This is a genomic window from Planktophila warneckei (SeqCode) (assembly GCF_965234675.1).
In the GTDB taxonomy this organism is placed as follows: Bacteria; Actinomycetota; Actinomycetes; order Nanopelagicales; family Nanopelagicaceae; genus Planktophila; species Planktophila warneckei.
Window position 1 is genome coordinate 522,896 of the sequence record NZ_OZ248350.1, and the last position, 19,625, is coordinate 542,520.

Here is a 19,625-nt window from a genome sequence, read left to right on the forward strand (position 1 = left end):
TGGTAACGGTACCCTCACTCAGTGGCATCGCGCATTTCGTATTCATTTGAGTTCTTCCCTCCAAAGGATGTTGAGGGTGAAGAACGGTTATGGGCTGCCATTGAAGGGCTTAAATCAATAGCCCCAGACTTTGTCTCTGTTACATATGGTGCCGGTGGATCAACCCGGGATCGCTCTATTCGAATTGCTCAAGAAATTACTAAGCGAACCGGAATTTCAACTGTTGCTCACCTGACCTGCGTCGGATCTACCCGCGAAGAGTTAATGGCAATTTTGCATAGTTATAAAGAAGCGGGCATTACAAGTATTTTGGCTTTGCGTGGAGATCCAACAGGGGGACCAAGTGCACCATGGACTTCAACACCAGGTGGCCTCAATCATGCAGATGAGTTGGTGCAATTAGCAGATGAGTTTGGCGGATTCACAATTGGTGTTGCGGCATTTCCTGATGGCCACCCTGCATCACATGGTGATTTCGAAAAAGATATTGATGTGCTGATTCGTAAAGAAGAACTCGGTGCAACATTTGCCACAACACAATTTTTCTTTGATGTAGATCGATACACGCAATTAGTAGATCGTCTTGCACAACGGGGCTCTAAGTTAGTCATCATTCCCGGCATCTTGCCTGTTACGAATGTGAAGTTATTGCACCGAATGGCTGAACTTGGTGGAACTCCAATCCCAAGCCATATTGCAGATGCCTTTGCAAGGGTAGAAAACGATCCTGCAGCGGTGCGCGCATTAGGCGTAGAGATAGCAACATCACTATGCAAGCAGCTAGTTGCCGCCGGCGCCCCAGGCTTACACTTTTACACAATGAATAGTTCGACCGCTACTAAAGAAATTGTTGGAAACCTCAATGCTAAATAAGGATGAGTTCAGAGCTAAGTGGAGCTCGCTTCATAGCGACGCCGAAACCACTGGCATCGTTGGTGGCTGGCTTAATATTTCTTACCGTTTTGGTTTGATCTGCACACTGCTTCGAATTTCTCCTAACGCGCTGACATTATTTGGTTTGCTCGGAGCAGTTGCTACAGCGTTGACCGCACATTCTGCTTGGGCGATATTTTTCTTAGTATTTTCACTGTTTTGCGATGGTATTGATGGAAGCGTTGCCATCTTCCAACACCGTGATAGCAAGTGGGGCGCAACGCTAGATTCGGTTGCAGATCGCATCAGCGAGGCGCTTTGGTTCTACGCGCTCTACGCAATCGGTGTTCCAGCGTGGATTCCCATTACTTTATGGAGTATTGCTGCATTCCAAGAGTATGCACGCGCAAAGCTGATCTCACTTGGTGTTAGCGATATTGGGGTAGTAACTCCTGCAGAACGTCCAGTTCGTGCAAGTTTCTTATTTATTGTTTTGATTTTGAATCAGTTGTCATTGCCTGGCGCAACTGCTCTTTCAATCGCATTCCTAGCTGTGCAGATCTACAGTTTTGTTAGTGTCGTGCGTTTTTCTCGTAGCCAATTGCTTCAGTAACTAAATCTCCACTAATTCCAACAAGCGGTAAACCGCCACCAGGGTGAGCAGAACCACCCACTAAGTACAAATCCTTTAGCGGCGAACGATTCTTTGCTCGCATAAAGGCAGCACGTGCCCCATTACTAGAAGTTCCATAAATCGCACCACCTGGAGCCATGACAGCTGATTCCAGATCTGCCGGAGTTCTAATTGTAAAAGATTCCAGACGATCACGCACTGAGATTCCACGAGCTTCAATCTGATCAATGATGCTATTTGCGTAATCACGAGCAAAGTCAGCGTTGCTCCAATCAAACTGGCCATGGGTCGGTGCGTTAACTAAGACAAACCAACCTTCTAAAGTTTCATCTTTTGTCATCGCTTCATCTTGCGGAGCACAGATGTAGATTGTGGGCTTTTCTACTGGCTTGCCATGGGTAAAGATCGCATCAAATTCAGCATCATAATTTTCGGGAAACAAGATTGTGTGGTGATTTAACACTTGATCTGGATCTTTACGCATGCCCAACAGCAAGGAAAATCCTGCAACTGAAACATCTGCGTTAGCTATGTTTTTGCGGGCTTTCTTCAGCAAGCGCTTATGCCCAGTAATAAGCTTGTTGTACACCAGCGATGCATCCGCGTTAGCGACAACCGCATCTGCTTCAACCACTGTTCCATCAGCTAAAACAACACCCGTGGACTTCTTTCCCTTAGTTGTAATTGAGGCAACAGGGGAGTTCAGATGGAAAGTAACGCCGACATCTATGGCACGTTGGTACACCTTTTCAGTTAACTGACCAAGGCCACCCTTTACATGCCATGCACCGAAACTCTCTTCCACAAAAGCAATTGTTGAAAGCACCGCTGGTGCTTTACGTGGATCTGATCCGCTATATGTGGCGTAACGATCCATGATGTAACGAAGGCGTTGATCCTTCAGAATCTCATCTGCATGCTCACGCAATGTTTTCCAGGGCGCAATGATCTTCATATCGCGCAGAAAAGTGATTCGCTTTATCAGCGAAAGGGGGGATTTAAGTTCAGATTCGATAAACGGTCCACGGCTGACATCCCACATTCGCTCTGCGCGCTTCATGATGCGATCCCACTGGCCCGCACTATCTGCGCCAAAGCTTGTAGTGATTGCATCCAAAGTTTCTTTGCGCGACAAATTCGCAAACTTCACATTGCTGCCATCTGCAAAGCGGTAATCAAATGAGGGATTTACAGATTCGATTGGGCACACAAGACCCATTGGCTTGCCTGTGCGCTGAAAGAAATCTTTGTAAACAGCTGGCAAAGTTAATAAAGATGGACCGGTATCAAATGCAACCTTTCCAATCCATTCAGTACGGCACTTTCCGCCAACTTGCCCAGATGCTTCATACAGAACAACCTCATGTCCACCGCGTGACAAGCGAGCAGCAGCGGTCATGCCGCCCATACCCGCGCCAATCACAACGATCTTCATACTGTGCGACCTTTCCACTGAACAGTTCCGCGCATTAAGTATGAGTAAACAATCAGATAAATCAACGCAGCGATAGATATTGGATGCAACACGCTATCTAGAACTCTTCCGCGACTCTTGATTGCACTTAGTACACGTGTGGCAACAATCGCAGCAAAACCTAACCAGCCATAAGTATTGCCGAGCAGACCAAGAATTAATGGCGCGATGCTTGTAGCAAATAAGAAGGCAATCACTAACACTGCCCCGAATATTGACCCAAAAGCTTTGTTTAAAGATTTTCCATACCCTGCTTCAATCTCATTCCATGATGCATACATGCGGGTCTCGGCGATATCTGAACCATTAATCACTGTTCCTGATGAACCACTTTCTATCAAAGCGCGTGCCAGGAACACATCATCAATAACTGCATGCTTTACAGATACATATCCGCCGATTGAGTCCAGCGCCGAGCGTCGAACAACAAAGAACTGGCCATTTGCCACCGCCATTGATTTCTGACGAGAACCTTCGGCATTTCTAAGTGGAACAGTTGATAGCCATGACCACTGAAGTAATGGCTGAATCAAACGCTCGCCGAAACTTAGTGCAATCTGTCGTGGGTACGGAGAAATAAAATCTAAACGTGCTCCACGCATCGTGGACACAGCTTTTGCTATTGCGTCGTTAGTTAAGCGCACATCTGCATCGACCGATACAAGAACATCTTCATTTGATGCTTCAAATAATTGCTGCAGTGCCCAAGTTTTACCGATCCATCCATCAGTCAAGGCAGCACCTTTAATCACTGTAAAACGTGAATCCTGTGCGGTGAATTTCTGCAGCAGCTCGTACGTTGAATCCTCTGAGCTGTCATCTAGTAAATAAAAATGCATATCCCCACTTTGTGCTGCAAGGGTTGCAACTAGACCTTCAACATTTTCAGCCTCATTGCGCATCGGAACCACGACGCCAACTGATTCCTGAAACTCTGATGCCTGCTTAGGTGTTCGAATCTGAACAAAGTTAACAGCTGCGATAGTCAGCAGGATCAAAGGAATTAAGAAAAAGAGGATCATCAAAGGGTTACGGTCTTCCGACCCATCGGTTAAAGAAGTAAGGCGCAAGTAATACACCCATGATTAATCCAGCAAATAAGGCGATTCCAGGACGGCTAAAGAAGAACAAGTTGCCGACAAACCCTGAAAATAATGTCCAGAACAACATCACATCGGCTGCAACTAAAGAACCGCCAACCTTTCGACGTTCACGTGGTGTAGAAAAATGCAGAATTGTCATTAAGAACATTCCAGATAACAACCAACCAAAAGCATTTGATACCGGAATCTCTGGCTGGAATGGAATATGGGAGCCCTTAACTACCCAAGTCCAACGTCCCGCTGAAACCATAAGCGGATCTAAAAATAGATCCCACGCCATCATTAACAATGCGCCATATAAAAAGACCCATGACTTACCAATACGGCGAGCTGCAACCAGACATGGATGCGAGATCATCACCCAAGCAAAGGGAACCACTAACGGAACAGAGAAAATCTTTGGACCCAAAGTAGATGAATATGAATACTCGCCAAATGGCCAGCTAGTTGAAACTCCAAGTTGTTCAATCGCATAACCAAAAACCAATGTAATACCCAACATGGTCCAGCCATAGCGCGCACCAAATGCAGCAATACCGTGCAAGAACATGGCAAGGGCGCCTGCGTAAACAGATGCAATTGTTATGACGCCAAGAAATCCACCATCAGATAATGGATACATAATTTGCATGAAGATAGTTGCACCAAGTGCAACAGCCATTGCTTTTATTAACATGGGAGATGCGCCACCACGTGCTCTACGTCTTGGGGTGTAATGGCGGATCGACATAGGTGTAAGTCTGCCCTATGTGCGCTGAACTTACTTAATTGAGCCGCGCACTTCACGCACGGCAAAGCGTGCAAAAAGCTCCTCTGAATACCAGTTAAAGGCAGATGTATCAGCAATCGCCTTTTGATGCGCTGCGCCCTTGTAAGCAAAATCGCGAATCGCAGCAGCAGATTCCCACAGCGAGAAAGTGCCCTGTAATCCAATTGGGGCTTCACCAATTCCAATAGCGGCGACTAATCCTGGCGCTGATTTAAGTGAGATTGTGACAGGGGGAACTGATTTCCAGAATCTAAAGTTCTGACTCCACTTAATTCGCGCTCGTGTAATTGCAGCAACCTGTCCATCCCAATCTTTGGCAGTTGCAATAAAGGGTTCTTTGCCTGCCCACTTGCCATGAGATGAAATCGGTTCAAGTAATGCACGAAACTCTGACTGTGAAATTCTGCGCCAACGCTTTACGACAAATGAGTTATCAAACTTCTCAAAATCCTCAACAGATGCAATCAAACCCCACTGCAGCGCGTTCGCATCACTTGGTGTAAAGGTTTCGCCTTTTCCTGTACCTAATGATTTATGAAAAGAAACATTCTTATCTGCCATCAGGAAGAAACGATCAAAGCCCATTGCGTGAATTGCATTTAAAAAGCGCGATGGCTTAATTGTCCAGAAGTAAGCAACAATCATTTGGTTAAGTCAGGCATTGGCCCATGAGCCAATTTCTTTGCCTTTGCTGGCGATATTCCTAGAATCGACAATATAACTTCAACTGTGGCATCCGCATCTTTTTCTGTTGTAGCTGGATTTAATAATTGATCTGCAAGGCCAGCAAGCAAGCAGGCAGAGATACTCCTAATACGGATTGCGGGAGATTCAATTTCAATAATCTTTGCTTTCATCAGCTCTGCGATGTGCTCAACAAGACCTTCTTCGGTACCGTGGAAATACTTTGGGATATCCGCCAAGTTGCGAGCTGACATAGCCGCATACATTGGATGGGTTTTCTTTACGCGCAAGAACAGACGCATAGGTAAAACCAGGTCTTCAAGTGGATCTTCGATACCTTCAAGCTGGGTATCTGCCCATAGTTCCCAATCGCGGAAAGCCTCGATGAAAGCTGCAGATATAAGTGCCTCTTTATTATCGAAATGTTTATAGATGGTGCTCACCGAAATCTCGGCAGCCTCAGCAAACTGATCGATGCTCGCTTCAGGGCCAATCTCAGCCAAGACCCTCTGGCTCGCACGCAGGAGAGCAGCCCGATTTCGCGCTACATAGGCGCTTTTACGCCCAGCATTTGGGGGCGTCGGCTTCTTTCTCGTGGGCACAAACACAGTTTAGACCTCGATTGGCTGAAAATTGAAGGTTCCCCTGACAACGGAAACACTAGCCTATAAAAGAGCGTTACCTCTATAAACGAATGCTATTCTTTTATTCAGTTATCCCAACACCTTCACCCAGCGGAGTTATTTCATGAGATTTTCCTCTAAGTCTGTAAATACATTGGTCTCATTTGTTCTCTCGTTATTCCTATTACTCGGCCTACTGCAAGTTTTTTACTTATTACTGCCTGCGCCAGCTAATGCAGCAAACGGTGATCCCGGAAGCATCGCATTCACAAGAACAGCTGGCCCAAATGACCAGCACCTAAGTACCACAGTTGTGGCACCGGGAAGCGACTCTTTGACTTATGAATGGTGGTTCAAATACACAAATGACACCTTAGGCGATATGGGAATGCTTGTAACACGCAATGGGGGATCAGGGTGTGATGGTATTGACGCGACAATCGGAAATGGAAAGTTAAGGTGGGGCAAATGCTCATGGATTTCAGATGGAGATTTAGCACTACCGAAGGACCAATGGAATCACATAGCATTTGTAAGAACTGGAAGCACTAGTTGGGTTGTCTACTTAAATGGAGAAAGTAAATTAACTTACAGCACGACTGCTGCACTTACTCCGACAACGAGTACCTACCTTCGAATTGGACGAAAATTTGGTGACACCGAGACATTCTCGGGGAATATAACTAATTTTAGATATGTCAAGGGTGTAGCGGTCTATACAGGCAATTTTACAGTTCCTACGTCGCAGTTGACGGCCACGCAGAGTAGCGGAGTTAATATCTCCGCTATTACGGGTACTCAGACTCAACTTCTCCTAAACATGCGTCAAGGCAATGCAACCACTGATGATTCAAGTTTTTCTCGAACTATCACAACCAATGGATCCCCGGTTAGTTCAAGCGAAACACCGTTTTTGGCTAATCAGACAATCGCATTTGCCACACTAAGCAATAAAACCTTGGGCATGAGTCCATTTCTCGTCAATGCCAGTTCAACAAGTGCACTCGCCGTCGCATTTACTTCGGCAACAAGCGGAATTTGTACTGTTTCAGGCTCAACCGTGACTTTAGTAGCCGCTGGACTATGTACGATCAATGCAGATCAGGCAGGGAATGCCAGCTACAACGCAGCTCAGCAAGTGCAGCAATCATTCACAGTTTTCTTAAATCAGTCGCCCTTGGCAGTTAATTCAGCGTCTGGAACCTTTGGATCAACAACCACACTCGGCACTTCAGGTGGAAGTGGCACAGGTGCGGTTTCATACACGGTCGTTTCTGGGAATTGCTCCGTCTCCGGCGATGTACTTTCAAACACAAGTGCTGGTAACTGCGTTATTACAGCTACTAAGGCAGGGGATGGAACTTACGGATCAATAACTTCAGCGCAAATCACAGTAGTTATTGCCAAGAAGTCACTAGTCTTCCCTTTCTCTATTGCATCTAGCACAGGCGCTTTTACTTATGGTGCCACTTACACAATTACTATGACATTTCCTGCCGATGCAGTGGCAGGCATTGGAACGTGGAAAGTATTTAAAGCAAGCACGGCTTATGGAATTAATGGTGCAGGAGATGAAGTTTGTTCCGGTTCGACTGTCACCGCAGCTGGAAACTACACATGCAGTTTCAATTCTGCAAGCATGTATCCAACCGCCCAGGCAATCGCAATCTCCGGATTGCACGTGAAATTCAATGGAAGTACCAATTACAACTCTTTTGATCAAACGACAAATGGAACTAAAATAACTATTGATTCCGATTGTGGTTATGTTTTTTGCCCGAATTCGGGTGCAGTTACGGTAACCGCAACTAACAAAACTATTAACTTTGGTGCTGCAAGTGGTCAGTTAAATCACTCGATTTCGAATGGTGCGAATGGGGCAACAACGGCTTGGGGCGTGGGCTGCACATCGACATACACGACAGGTGCAGCAGTTGGTACGTATCCAATTACTTGCACATCAACTTCTCGACCTACTGGTGGCCCTACCCCCATCACTAATGAATGGGTGGCGCAGAATACGAATTACACGCAACTCTATAATGCAAATGTAGATAACGACCGTTACACACTTAAAAATCCGGTTGATGCTATCTGCGGTACAGCTGCACAATGGTGGGTGAAGTGCTCTTTCTTTACTAGTGACACCTACTCGAATTTAACTTTTGTGGAAGGAGTGCTTACAGTACAAAAATTGACCTTAACTACGCCAAGCGCTCCTGCGATAAGTTCGATTACTTCTAGTTCAATAAATGTCTCTTATGTATCATCGGTACAGGCTACTTCTCACACACTTAAAATCTATGCGAGCAATGGAACAACTTTGCTGCAAACAGTGGCTAACTACATCTCAGGATCATCAATTACTGGTTTATCAAATGTGACAAGTTATAAGGTTTCAATATCTGCCATCGGGGATGGCACCAGCACGGAAAATTCAGCAGAATCTTCGCAGAGTGCCTTTACTACTCTTGGCGTTCAAGCTAATGATTTAACGATTACCTCAATGAGCGGCACATATGGAACAGATATAAGTCTTGTTTCTACTGGCGGCTCGGGTACTGGAGCACTTACATATGCAACTTCTACTGCTGGTTGCTCGCTCCCGACCTCAACTACTTTAAGGGCGACAGGCGCACTAACTTGTCAGATCTCTGTGACTAAAGCTGCAGATGCTACTTATGCGAGTGCAACTTCCGGGTTAATAAATATCGCTTTCGCAGCGAAGACGCTAACTATTACTGGACTTTCCGGCGTCAATAGAGCTTTTGATGGTGGGGTTGTTGGCACAGTTTCAGGAACCGCTACCTTGTCCGGAATTATTAATAGTGATGTTGTGACTTTACTTGGAACTCCCACCTTCGCTTTTGCAAATGCATCCGTAGGGGATTCAAAGACTGTTACGGCTAGTGGTTACTCGCTCACAGGTGCTGATGCGTCGAAATACGGTTTAACCCAACCAACTGTCACTGCAAATATCACTAAGAAGAGCGCCACAGTTACTGCAACGAGTTCAACAATCGCCGTAGGTAGTTCATACACACCTGCATTCAGTACAAGCGGATTAGCTGGATCTGATTCAATTACTGCCGTCACTTACAGCTTTTCTTCGACCGGCACAGGCACGCCTCCCACGACAGTTGGGTCTTCAACAATTACCCCTTCGGCTGCAATTTTTGGTGTCCTAGGTGCTGGTGATAACTACAACCTTAGTTATGTGACAGGAACGCTAGATATCGTTTCGTCATACTTGATCTCATTCAAATCTAATTTCACAAGTAGTGACACCTCAACCGTGACAGTCAATTTCGTCCCCGGCGATTCGCCAATTAATCAGGCTGCTCCAACTCGAAGTAACTTCACATTCCTGGGATGGTTTACATCTGCGATTGGTGGGACAAAAGTTAACGGTGGAATTACTCCAGTGGCAGACACCACCTACTGGGCTCATTGGATTCAGAACTCATTAAACGGGATGGGTTCAGCAACAAAGATTGGCTCCATAACAACGGATATTCAATATCTAGATACCTTCACACGTACTGGCGATTATGGAACTGTAACTATTTCCATTCCCGCCGGTGCGCTTCCGCATCAAACTTTGGTGGATATTTATCAAGTAACAGACCCCACCCGAGCTAATTCACTGTTGGTGGGATCCAATTACGTGCTGTCTCTAGTTGTCGCATGGTTAGCACCTGACGCTACAGTTCCAACTACGCAAACGGGTAAGCCTGTAACTATGACTATCAGTAACGGGACAATTAAGAAAGGCGCAAAGGTTTACGCCATTGTTAATGATGTTGTAACTCTTCTTGGCACAGCCACTCAAGATGGATCTGCGGAAGTTAGAATCACAGATGACCCTGAGGTTGTAATTGTTTTGACAAAGCCTGATGCCCCGACGGGAGTTTCCGCAACATCTGGAGGTAATGCAACTTCAACTGTTTCGTGGACAGTTCCAACTTCAGACGGTGGCTCTGCTATAACTGAATATACAGCAACTTCCAGTGGCGGACAGAGTTGCGTAAGTACAACTACTTCATGTTCAGTTTCAGGTTTAACAAACGGAACTGCATACACATTTACGGTCACTGCAACCAACGCAATCGGAATTAGCGATTCAAGTACTGCATCGTCTCCAATAACTCCATCAGCACCCGCTCCAACACCTGCTCCAAGTGGTGGTGGCGGCGGAGGTGGCACTGTTTATGTAGCACCAACGCCTGATCCCGCAATCGCAATTGCGGAAGCAGCGAAGGCGAAGGCTGCAGCAGAGAAAATTGCAGCAGATGCAAAAGCAGCGGCTGATCTAAAGGCGGCACAAGATAAAGCTGCTGCAGAAGCGGCTCAAGCTGCCGCGTTAAAGGCCGCGCAAGAATTAGCGGATGCTCAGGCAAAGGCTGATGCAGAGTTGAAGGCGGCTCAAGATAAAGCACAAGAGGATGCTCGAATTGCCGAAGAGTTGCGAATGGCGCAAGAAAAGGCAGAAGCAGATCTACGTGCAGCCGCCGAAAAGAAAGCTGCAGAAGATGCAGCCGCGGCGGCATTGTTGGCCGCTAGAAAGATAGTTCCAAATGTGACCTTGTATTCAATCTCTACTTCTCTGAAACTGAGCACATATGACAGTTCATACTTGAAAAAGTATGTTTCAAAGTTGAAGCCAACGGCGAAAGTTACTTGTGTTGGATACATTTACACAAAGAACACAAGCTATTCAAAGGCAAAGGCATTAGCTTCTAAACAAGCAAAGGCTGTTTGTGCATTGATCAAGGCTCAGAAGAAAACCATAGTCACATCAACAATCTTGTATCCATCGTCAAAGGCACCAAAGGCAGCTAATGGCGCCAAGTGGGTAGCGGTTAGTTATCGAGTGGATGGCTTCAAAAGCTAATCGCCAACAACCATTGGTTGGGCACCAGTGCATTCAAGCAATTCGGCGTACGAAGTTGGATACACCGCATGTGGGTGGCCAGCTGCCGCCCATACAACTTCATAATCATTGAGCGCTTGATCAATGAGAACCGTTGCGGTGGAGACCCAACCAATTGGTGCGACTCCACCAATTGAAAATCCTGATTTTTCCTTCACGTAGTCAGCATCAACTCGTCCGAGTTTTTCTATACCTAAGTTCTTGGCAACTAAGTCTGTGTCTACGCGATGGCGACCACTTGTAATAATCAAAAGAGGCGAATCATCTGGAAGTTTAAAGATAAGCGAAGAAGCGATCTGCCCAACTTCAATACCTAATGCCGATGCTGCTTCTTGAGCGGTACGAGCACTATCGGAAAGCACATGAACTTCGCCCTCAAGGCCGTGTTCATGCAGTGCAACTAAAACTCGCTTAACCGCAGCTTTTTCCTTTACGCCTTCCATGTGCGCACTTTAATACGATCCAGAATTAAATGAAGAGCAATTCCAATAGCCATTCCCCAAATAAGGTCGATCACAAGAACAGAAACAGCGGTAACAGCAAGGGTTGTCGCTTCTGGTTTAGTTGTTCGTAGAGATTCTATAATCGATGCGGGATTCAAAATTCGATAACTAGTGCCCAATAGAACCCCTGCGATTGCTGCTGTTGGAATGTAGCTAACCAATGGTGCTGCGATCAAAGCAATGAGTAGAAGAACTAGTGCGTGAAATACAGATGCGAGGCGGGATTTAGCGTGTGATCGCACATTTACGCTGGTACGAGCAATTGCACCTGTTGCTGGCATTCCACCCATGACAGATGCTGCAAGTGTTGCAATACCTTGTCCGAACAGTTCTCGATTAGGTTCGAAGTGTTTTTCTTCCTTCGCCATGCCATCGGCAACACGTGCAGAGAGTAGGGATTCAACCGCGGCAAGTAGCGCGATCCAAAGAGCAGGTACTAACAGGTTATTGAAGTCGGCAAATGTTGGAGATTGATACGTGCCGATGCTGCGGGGGATAGTTCCGATAGTCGCAACATCGATGTTCGCAGTCTTAACAATAATGGTGACAAGCAACAGGGATACGAAGCTTGCGGGGACATGAAATGGAAGCTTCTTTGCCAAACGAGGGAAGTTGAATTTGATCAGAAGGGTTAACACAACAACTAGAAGTGATGTTGTGTTGATTCCTGCTTTGATTGCGTTTTGGATTGTGTGCCAAGCAACGGGAAGAGATTTATCGCCTTCGCCCTTTGCAATTCCTAATGCGAGTGGAATTTGTTGAAGCGAGATAACAAGTGCAATACCAACGGTGAAGCCTTCAACTACGGCCCAAGGAACTCGATTGATAATCGCACCAAGCTTGAAGATCGCCATTAGAACAACCATGACGCCTGCCATCACACCAAGTGCCGGGATTGCTGTTGGTCCATACTTTTGAATAACAGGAATCAAAATAACTGTCATTGCACCGGTGGGACCACTGACCTGGAACTTGGATCCACCAAATACAGCAGCCAGGAATCCAGCGATGATTGCAGTGGTTAATCCAGCAGCAGCCGACATTCCTGATGTGATTCCGAAGCCAATAGCTAGGGGAAGAGCAACAATTGCAACGGTTATACCTGCAATTAAATCTGCAGTGATGTCTTTTCGGGTTCTAGAAAACTCGTTAAGCCGTGGCCAAAACGAGAAGAACATGCCTGATTGTAAGAGTTGAATTAGGTAGTTGTCAGTTACCGTTATCACTCTATGACAACTGATTTATATGCATTAGGCATGCGAGCCCGGAATGCTTTATGGGCTTCATTCTTTTTGCTCGGATTTTTAGGCCTTGCGTGGATTCCACGTATTCCTGAGATTAAAACCGCGCTTGGTTTAAGCGATGGTCAGTTTGGACTAGTGCTGCTTGCAAGCACGATTGGATCAATCCCTGGAGCGCAGATTGCTGGGCGTGCCGTACACATGCATTCATCAAAGTTAATAGTTCAGATTTCAGGTGTCTTACTGCCTGTCGGAGTATTTGTAGTGGGTTCTGCATCATCAGTTCAGATTCTTATTCTTGGACTATTTATTTGCGGTTTCAATGTTTCATTTATGGACATTGCAATAAATGGGCAAGCCGTTGAAATTGAAAAGCACACTAAAGGTCGCTGGATGTCGAGCTTCCATGGCTTGTGGAGTATCGGTGCATTCTCGGCAACATTGGTTGGTGGCTTAATCGCTAACTTTGTTTCACCGCAGTGGAATCTGTACATCATTGCAATCTTCGGACTTTTCACATTTCAAACAGTTGCGCATTACTTATTACCTGCAGAGTTTGATGGACACCTAGGCGAAGCTGGCGAAGGAGATGCTGGCAAGGTTGCCCTGTTTGGAAAGCAATCATTAGTTCTGTGGGCTCTAGGAATTGGCTTGATGTGTTCGCTGATTCCTGAAGGTGGCGCTTATGAATGGTCTGGAATTTTGTTGCAGGATCACATGGGAATCGGCAAAGGTTTAAACGCTGCAGCGGCAACAACTTTTTCATTAGCGATGATCGCAAGCCGCCTATTAGGTGACCGTGCCTTTGAAAAATGGGGCCATGTAAACACCGTTAAATATGGTGGCTACTTTGGTGGCGGATTATGGGGAATAGGTTTATTAGTTGGTATTCCGCTATCTGATTCCCATAAAACACTGGGATTAATAGTTGTGTGTATTGGTTTTGCAGCAGCAGGATTTGGAATGGGTCCATTCTTTCCGGCATTTAACTTGGCAGCTGCATCGATTCCAGGGATTGCGCCTTCAGTTGGCTTAGCCCGCGTAGGTTTAATTGCGATTGCTGCATACTTTGGTGGACCAACGATTATTGGTTTAATTGCCGAAGTTACTTCGCTGCCGGTGGCCTTTGCCTTCCCGGTGCTGCTTTATATGGTGGTTGGTCTGCAATCTAGATTCATCAAGGTGCGAGAACTTAAGCAATAACCCAAGTCTGTAGCAGTGTGAAGACTGCAACTGAGTACAGCAAGAAAGCAAAAGCTTTACGCAAGATAGTCGGATTCATCTGTCCGCTCTTAATGGATGCAAAGCGTGCAACAACAACCGCTCCTATTGCCATGGCAATAGGAGTACTCCATGTAACCGAAGACCAACTTTGATAGTGAGCAAAGAATGCGGTGATTGAATTGATCGCAATGATTGCAAGAGATGTACCCGCTGCTTTTCCTTGTGGAACTTTGAAGAACAGAACAAGAACGGGGATTGCAAGAAAGCCACCACCAATTCCAAATAAACCTGTCATTGAACCGATTACAAGTGAGATAACAATGAGCCAGAAGAAAGGAACCTTCTTTTCTGTTCCAGCAATTGGCTTAATCAACATCATTGTTCCCGCGGTTACTAGAACTATTGAAAAACCTGTTGTAATAACTGAGTCACTCAAGCGGTGGGCAATAATTGAAAAACCAATGTTGGTAACAAGGCCCAATGCCCAGATTATTGCCGCTTCTCTGAAAAGTACTTCTTTACTTTTTATCTTTGGAAGCAAGCCCGAAATTGCTGCGCTTAATACAACCGCGATTGCTGCAGTGGTCGCAGCTTGGGGAGTGAAGTCAAAGATGTACAGAAGAATTGGAACCGAGAGCATCGCGCCACCTGCGCCGATGAAGCCAAGGACCGCGCCGATAAAGGCACCCGCCAGCAACCCCCCAATGATCTCCATGGGGTAAGTGTGGGGCACCAAGCCCCCCTGCCAGCCGAGGCTCAACACGCTTGGCGGCTTGCTATTTGTCGGTGGCTAGGGCTATTTTTCGAACATCTGTTCGAATACCCACAGCCTTGAAAGGTAGCCTCAAAAATGTCAGCCAGCCAGGTTAACTCCGCCCTCGATGTCACTATCGATGGGGCAACAACGCCTATTGAGTTCACCTATAAAGGAAAACGCTTTCGCATCCATGCGGTGTTGTCACGGTGGTGTGAAGCAGGTGGCTGGTGGAACCGCATTAGCGATGGCAAGTATCGCCCCGATGATCAAGCACGCGCACTGTGGCGGGTAGAGGCTGCACCTATTGGTGCTTTAACAACCTTCGAACTAGAACGTGACGAGCTAACAGGTCAGTGGATTATTCGTAACGTATGAGTTTTATTCATCTCAATGTTGCCAGTGCGTACTCATTGAAATACGGAACAACGCAACCCGCCGATTTAGTGCACCGTGCCGCCGAGTTTGAAATGCCGGCGCTGGCGCTAACAGATCGCGATGGGCTAGCTGGTGCTATCCGTTTTACTCAAAGTTGTGTTGATTATGGAATCGCGCCGATTATCGGAGTCAATTGTGCAATCGACCTGGGCGATAGCAAAGGTCGCATCACATTGTTGGCACATAGCGATGGGGGATGGCGCTCGCTGTGCAGATTGATGACATCGCTAACAATGAACAGCGAAACGCGAGTGCCGGTTTTAACTTTAGATTTCTTACAACAGTTCAGTAGTTACAGCACCAATGTGTATGCGTTGCACGGCCCGGAATCACCAATCAGTAGCGCAATTCAAAACCATCGCTTTGATCAAGCGCTATCTATCTTCAATCAAACCCGTGAGCTATTTGCCAGCAATGCCATTGAATGTGTTTCACATCTTGTCGCCGGTCGTGGTCCGCGATCTACCGAACATGCAGCACGGTCTTTAATCTTTGCTCGCGACAATGATCTGGAAGCGGTTATTACCAACGCTGTTCGTATGAAGGATCGCACCGATGGACCAGTTGCCGATGTTTTAGATTGCGTGCGCCAATTGGTTCCGTTGCATGATCGCCACATCGAACGCCGTAACGCTGAAGGTTTTTTAAAATCAAGTGATGAAATGATTTCGCTAGCTGCAGAAATTGCACGAGCTGCAGGAGAACGAACACCACGTGCGCTGTTAAAGACAACCCGCGAATGGGCAGAACGTTCTTTGTTATCACCGCAGCGCGATATCGGATTAGGGGCGGCGCACCTGCCAGAACCCCATGTTGTAGGCGTTAATACCGCCCAAGAAATGCGTACCTTGCTGCGTGCTCGCAGTGAAGCAGGAATCAACTGGCGCTACAGCAGCAATGATCAAATCACTAAAGCCCGTGCACGTTTAGATGACGAACTAGCAACCGTTGCAACACTTGGATACGAGTCATACTTTTTAACCGTTGCAGATATCGCAGATATGGCAAGGGATGCAGGCATTCGTGTCGCAGCTCGTGGCAGTGGTGCCGGATCACTGATCTGTCACCTGCTTGGAATTTCAGGTGTAGATCCAATGCAACATGGTTTGTTAATGGAACGGTTTTGTTCGCCGTTGCGTAGAGCACTGCCAGATATTGATATCGATGTGGAATCTGCCAGACGGCTAGAAATTTATGACATGGTCTTTAAGCGATATGGCGATAGCGATTGGTCTGGGCCGAACAATCAATCACGGTGCGCAGTTGTTTCCATGGTTGATACCTATCGTGCCCGGCATGCAATTCGCGATGCAGGTGCAGCACTTGGTCTGCCCGGCATGGAGATCGATATGTTGGCAAAATCAATGCCACATGTACGTGCTCGCAACATTGCAGCGACCCTCGAATCCCTGCCAGAGCTTCGACGAATGAATACATCTGCGCCACTAATGGCAGCAACAATTGAAATGGCACAACGCCTAGATGGTTTGCCCCGACATCTTGCGATGCATCCATGCGCCATTGTTTTATCTGATGGAGGTTTTCTAGATCGCGCACCGCTAATGGCAAGTGCCGGGGGATACCCGATGGTGGCATTTGATAAGGATGATGTTGAAGCTGTGGGGTTGTTAAAGCTAGATGTGCTGGGAGTTCGTATGCAATCCACGATTGCGTATTCAGTCAAAGAGATCGAGCGAGTTCATAAAGATGTCGTTGATATCGATACGGTGCCACTAGATGATGCTGCGACTTATGAATTAATTCAATCAACCCGCACCCTTGGAATCTTTCAGGTTGAAAGTCCAGGACAACGCGAATTAGTTGGAAAGCTTGCACCCAATAACTTCACCGATTTAATTATTGATATTTCCTTGTTTAGACCTGGCCCAGTCAAAAGCGACATGATCACGCCATTTCTGAAAGCTCGTCATGGGTGGAGCTCTGCACAGATAATTCACCCTGATTTATATGAGATTTTGGCCCACACCGAAGGCGTTGTCGTCTTCCATGAACAAGTCATTCAGATCATCGCAACGATGACCGGGGTTTCATTGGCAACCGCTGATGAAAAGCGTCGATCGTTGGGTGAACGGGTTGGCCAACAAGAAGTGTGCGATTGGTTCTTCCCTGCAGCAACAGCCAAGGGGTACGAACTACCGATCATCACTGAGATCTGGGATGTGCTGCGCGCCTTTGCATCCTTTGGTTTTTGCAAAGCACATGCCGCAGCCTTTGCACTGCCTACATATCAATCTGCCTGGCTTAAAACGCATTACCCAGCAGCATTTCTTGCAGGGGTGTTAACCCATGATCCCGGCATGTATCCAAAACGTTTAATTGTTGATGAGGCACGGCAGTTAGGAATCACTATCGCACCGATTGATGTCAACGCATCTGATTCGACATATCGGGTCGAAGATCACGGCAACGCAATTCGCATAGCGTTATCAACCGTTAGCGGAATCAGCGATGGGGAAGTGCAATCGATTATCGCTGGCCGCCCATACATTGACTTAAATGATTTCGTACGCAGATCAGGGTGCAGCACACCGGTTACTGAAAGTCTGATCCTTACCGGCGGCTTTGATTCGTTGCATGCTGATGTCAACCGGCGCGATCTGCTGTTGCACTTTTCCGATCTGCAGAAATCACCAAGCGCCGCTGTTTCTGGCGCGCAGCTGAACTTAGGGTTTGAACCACCAGCTTTAATCAGTAGCGGTCTGCCTGCAATGACAGCTGCCGAAAGCGTGAAGCACGAGGTCGATCGATTAGGTATCGATATGTCCCGTCACATGATTGAATTTTACGGAGATTTCCTGAACGCAATTGGTGCTGTGCGATCTAGTGATCTATTGAAACAACGATCTCAATCATCGGTCTTGGTTGCGGGCATCAAGGTTGCGATGCAGACCCCACCGGTGCGTTCAGGTAAACGTGTCATCTTTCTAACTTTGGATGATGGTTATGGGCTTAGTGATTCAACATTCTTTACCGATGTTCAAGGCGAATACGCCAATGTTTTATATTCAACATCGCTGCTACTTGTACGTGGCGTTACCCGCAGAACAGGGGCCAGGGGCATATCCATAAGAGCCACTGGGGCGTGGGATTTACGTGCCGCTTACGAAAGTTGGAGCGCTAAACAAAGTACGCTCGCAATATGACGACAGAAAGTGCGGCAACACAGGCCACGATTCTGCATGTCGATATGGATGCTTTCTTCGCGTCCGTTGCCGAAAAAGATAACCCCGAATTAAAGGGCAAGGCTGTTGTTATCGGAATGGGTACACGCGGAGTTGTATCTGCGGCAAATTATGAAGCGCGCAAATTTGGAATTCACTCTGCAATGCCGGTCGGGCAAGCGCGACGGTTAGCTCCGCATGCAATCTTTTTACCGGTTGATATGGCGCGATACCAAGAGGTATCTGGGCACATCATGGAGATCTTTGAAAGCTTTACTCCTAACGTTGAACCGATATCTGTTGATGAGGCATTTCTAGATGTAACTGGTGCAAAGAAGTTATTAGGTACAGGTCGCGAGATCGCAGCTGCAATTCGTGCAAAGGTTGAAGCGCAAGAAGGAATTACTTGTTCAGTTGGAATCGCTCCATCTAAGTTCATTGCAAAGCTTGCATCAACACATTGCAAGCCCAATGGAATGCTGGAAATTACTAGCGATCGAATTCTTGAGTTTTTGCATCCGTTGCCCATTTCAGCGATGTGGGGAGTAGGACCAAAGACCGCAGAGGTTCTAGAACGTTTAGGTCTGCGCACAATTGAGGACATCGCAAGGCTTCCTCGCACAACATTGATTCGCGCAGTCGGAGAAGCAGCTGGCAGCACATTGCATGAACTTGCGTGGGGTCGCGATTACCGCGATGTTGCACCACAAGATGCTGAAAAAAGTATTAGCGCCGCTGAAACCTTTCCAACAGACCTAGACAACCCCGAAGAAATTCTGCGCGAGTACCTGCGGCTATGCGAGCGCGCAACATCTAGATTGCGCGACAAAGGATTATTTGCAAAGACAATCTCAATCAAGGTTCGCTTCGGAGATTTTTCAACGATTAATCGCTCAAAGACTTTGCCGCTTCCAATCGACAGCACCCATGATGTGTATGAAGTTGTAAAAGGTTTGTATGAAGCGCTGCGCATCGATCGTGCACGTTTGCGTCTAGTAGGCGTATCCCTTGAAAACTTAAGCGAAGGAGCACCTGTTCAGATGATCTTGGGTGAGCGCGAAAAGGGTTGGCGTGAGGCGGAAGGGGCTATGGATAAAGCCCGCGAGCGTTTTGGCCATGGTTCCGTCCGACCTGCACGCTTAATTAAGCCTTCATCAGAGGATGCTGAAGAATAGGAAAAGAAGTAGCGG

Annotated in this window: 15 protein-coding genes; 7 read left to right on the top strand and 8 right to left on the bottom strand. The window is 46.8% G+C overall.

Annotated features, from left to right (window positions below; genetic code table 11):
• Nucleotides 1-21: 21 nt before the first annotated feature.
• Nucleotides 22-873 (top strand): methylenetetrahydrofolate reductase [NAD(P)H], encoded by an 852-nt coding sequence (gene metF / locus AC8GFU_RS02830; protein ID WP_506626992.1) that lies wholly within the window; start codon nt 22-24, stop codon nt 871-873.
• Entirely contained in the window at nt 863-1,486 is a 624-nt protein-coding gene (locus AC8GFU_RS02835) for a CDP-alcohol phosphatidyltransferase family protein (protein WP_506626993.1), read from the top strand. Before metF ends, AC8GFU_RS02835 begins: the two co-directional genes overlap by 11 nt.
• Here AC8GFU_RS02835 and AC8GFU_RS02840 read toward each other — a convergent pair.
• The 5 genes from AC8GFU_RS02840 to AC8GFU_RS02860 form a co-directional block, all read right to left on the bottom strand.
• A complete protein-coding gene (locus AC8GFU_RS02840; RefSeq protein ID WP_506626994.1) occupies nt 1,446-2,942 on the bottom strand; it encodes a phytoene desaturase family protein in 1,497 nt (498 codons plus the stop codon). The two genes, AC8GFU_RS02835 and AC8GFU_RS02840, sit on opposite strands and share 41 nt — an antisense overlap.
• Nucleotides 2,939-4,003, bottom strand: coding sequence for a glycosyltransferase family 2 protein (locus AC8GFU_RS02845; protein ID WP_506627165.1), 1,065 nt, complete (start codon nt 4,001-4,003; stop codon nt 2,939-2,941). Before AC8GFU_RS02845 ends, AC8GFU_RS02840 begins: the two co-directional genes overlap by 4 nt.
• 7 nt (nt 4,004-4,010) lie before the next feature.
• On the bottom strand, nt 4,011-4,760 hold the full coding sequence (locus tag AC8GFU_RS02850; RefSeq protein ID WP_506626995.1) for a carotenoid biosynthesis protein: 750 nt from the start codon (nt 4,758-4,760) through the stop codon (nt 4,011-4,013).
• 84 nt (nt 4,761-4,844) lie between these two features.
• Entirely contained in the window at nt 4,845-5,498 is a 654-nt protein-coding gene (locus tag AC8GFU_RS02855) for a spheroidene monooxygenase (RefSeq protein WP_506626996.1), read from the bottom strand.
• Entirely contained in the window at nt 5,495-6,040 is a 546-nt protein-coding gene (locus AC8GFU_RS02860; protein WP_506626997.1) for a TetR/AcrR family transcriptional regulator, read from the bottom strand. Before AC8GFU_RS02860 ends, AC8GFU_RS02855 begins: the two co-directional genes overlap by 4 nt.
• A gap of 244 nt (nt 6,041-6,284) precedes the next feature.
• Between AC8GFU_RS02860 and AC8GFU_RS02865 the strand changes: the two genes are divergently transcribed.
• Complete coding sequence (locus AC8GFU_RS02865; protein WP_506626998.1) at nt 6,285-11,054, top strand: YDG domain-containing protein; 4,770 nt, start codon at nt 6,285-6,287, stop codon at nt 11,052-11,054.
• On the opposite strand, the gene AC8GFU_RS02870 is transcribed toward AC8GFU_RS02865, so the two are convergent.
• Nucleotides 11,051-11,536: a YbaK/EbsC family protein gene (locus AC8GFU_RS02870; RefSeq protein ID WP_506626999.1), complete on the bottom strand. Its 486-nt coding sequence runs from the start codon at nt 11,534-11,536 to the stop codon at nt 11,051-11,053. The two genes, AC8GFU_RS02865 and AC8GFU_RS02870, sit on opposite strands and share 4 nt — an antisense overlap.
• The gene (locus AC8GFU_RS02875) at nt 11,524-12,774 is read right to left on the bottom strand and encodes a SulP family inorganic anion transporter (protein ID WP_506627000.1); all 1,251 of its coding nucleotides are present in this window, start codon (nt 12,772-12,774) and stop codon (nt 11,524-11,526) included. Before AC8GFU_RS02875 ends, AC8GFU_RS02870 begins: the two co-directional genes overlap by 13 nt.
• 51 nt (nt 12,775-12,825) lie before the next feature.
• On the opposite strand from AC8GFU_RS02875, the gene AC8GFU_RS02880 reads away from it, so the two are divergent.
• A complete protein-coding gene (locus AC8GFU_RS02880; protein ID WP_506627001.1) occupies nt 12,826-14,040 on the top strand; it encodes an MFS transporter in 1,215 nt (404 codons plus the stop codon).
• On the opposite strand, the gene AC8GFU_RS02885 is transcribed toward AC8GFU_RS02880, so the two are convergent.
• Nucleotides 14,030-14,776 (bottom strand): sulfite exporter TauE/SafE family protein, encoded by a 747-nt coding sequence (locus tag AC8GFU_RS02885; protein ID WP_506627002.1) that lies wholly within the window; start codon nt 14,774-14,776, stop codon nt 14,030-14,032. The genes AC8GFU_RS02880 and AC8GFU_RS02885 overlap by 11 nt on opposite strands.
• Before the next feature lie 135 nt (nt 14,777-14,911).
• Between AC8GFU_RS02885 and AC8GFU_RS02890 the strand changes: the two genes are divergently transcribed.
• The 3 genes from AC8GFU_RS02890 to dinB are packed head-to-tail and all read left to right on the top strand — an operon-like array spanning nt 14,912 to nt 19,610.
• The gene (locus AC8GFU_RS02890) at nt 14,912-15,193 is read left to right on the top strand and encodes a DUF6504 family protein (protein ID WP_506627003.1); all 282 of its coding nucleotides are present in this window, start codon (nt 14,912-14,914) and stop codon (nt 15,191-15,193) included.
• Nucleotides 15,190-18,417 (top strand): DNA polymerase III subunit alpha, encoded by a 3,228-nt coding sequence (locus AC8GFU_RS02895; RefSeq protein WP_506627004.1) that lies wholly within the window; start codon nt 15,190-15,192, stop codon nt 18,415-18,417. Before AC8GFU_RS02890 ends, AC8GFU_RS02895 begins: the two co-directional genes overlap by 4 nt.
• Nucleotides 18,414-19,610 (top strand): DNA polymerase IV, encoded by a 1,197-nt coding sequence (gene dinB / locus AC8GFU_RS02900; protein WP_506627005.1) that lies wholly within the window; start codon nt 18,414-18,416, stop codon nt 19,608-19,610. Before AC8GFU_RS02895 ends, dinB begins: the two co-directional genes overlap by 4 nt.
• The last annotated feature ends 15 nt before the right edge of the window (nt 19,611-19,625 follow it).

Coding starts and splice junctions, on each gene's coding strand:
- AC8GFU_RS02855 (WP_506626996.1), bottom strand. CDS start 5,498: ATGATTGTTGCTTACTTCTGGACAATTAAGCCATCGCGCTTTTTAAAT.
- AC8GFU_RS02870 (WP_506626999.1), bottom strand. CDS start 11,536: ATGGAAGGCGTAAAGGAAAAAGCTGCGGTTAAGCGAGTTTTAGTTGCA.
- AC8GFU_RS02835 (WP_506626993.1), top strand. CDS start 863: ATGCTAAATAAGGATGAGTTCAGAGCTAAGTGGAGCTCGCTTCATAGC.
- AC8GFU_RS02885 (WP_506627002.1), bottom strand. CDS start 14,776: ATGGAGATCATTGGGGGGTTGCTGGCGGGTGCCTTTATCGGCGCGGTC.
- AC8GFU_RS02845 (WP_506627165.1), bottom strand. CDS start 4,003: ATGATCCTCTTTTTCTTAATTCCTTTGATCCTGCTGACTATCGCAGCT.
- AC8GFU_RS02875 (WP_506627000.1), bottom strand. CDS start 12,774: ATGTTCTTCTCGTTTTGGCCACGGCTTAACGAGTTTTCTAGAACCCGA.
- AC8GFU_RS02840 (WP_506626994.1), bottom strand. CDS start 2,942: ATGAAGATCGTTGTGATTGGCGCGGGTATGGGCGGCATGACCGCTGCT.
- dinB (WP_506627005.1), top strand. CDS start 18,414: ATGACGACAGAAAGTGCGGCAACACAGGCCACGATTCTGCATGTCGAT.
- AC8GFU_RS02890 (WP_506627003.1), top strand. CDS start 14,912: ATGTCAGCCAGCCAGGTTAACTCCGCCCTCGATGTCACTATCGATGGG.
- AC8GFU_RS02880 (WP_506627001.1), top strand. CDS start 12,826: ATGACAACTGATTTATATGCATTAGGCATGCGAGCCCGGAATGCTTTA.
- AC8GFU_RS02850 (WP_506626995.1), bottom strand. CDS start 4,760: ATGTTAATAAAAGCAATGGCTGTTGCACTTGGTGCAACTATCTTCATG.
- AC8GFU_RS02865 (WP_506626998.1), top strand. CDS start 6,285: ATGAGATTTTCCTCTAAGTCTGTAAATACATTGGTCTCATTTGTTCTC.
- AC8GFU_RS02895 (WP_506627004.1), top strand. CDS start 15,190: ATGAGTTTTATTCATCTCAATGTTGCCAGTGCGTACTCATTGAAATAC.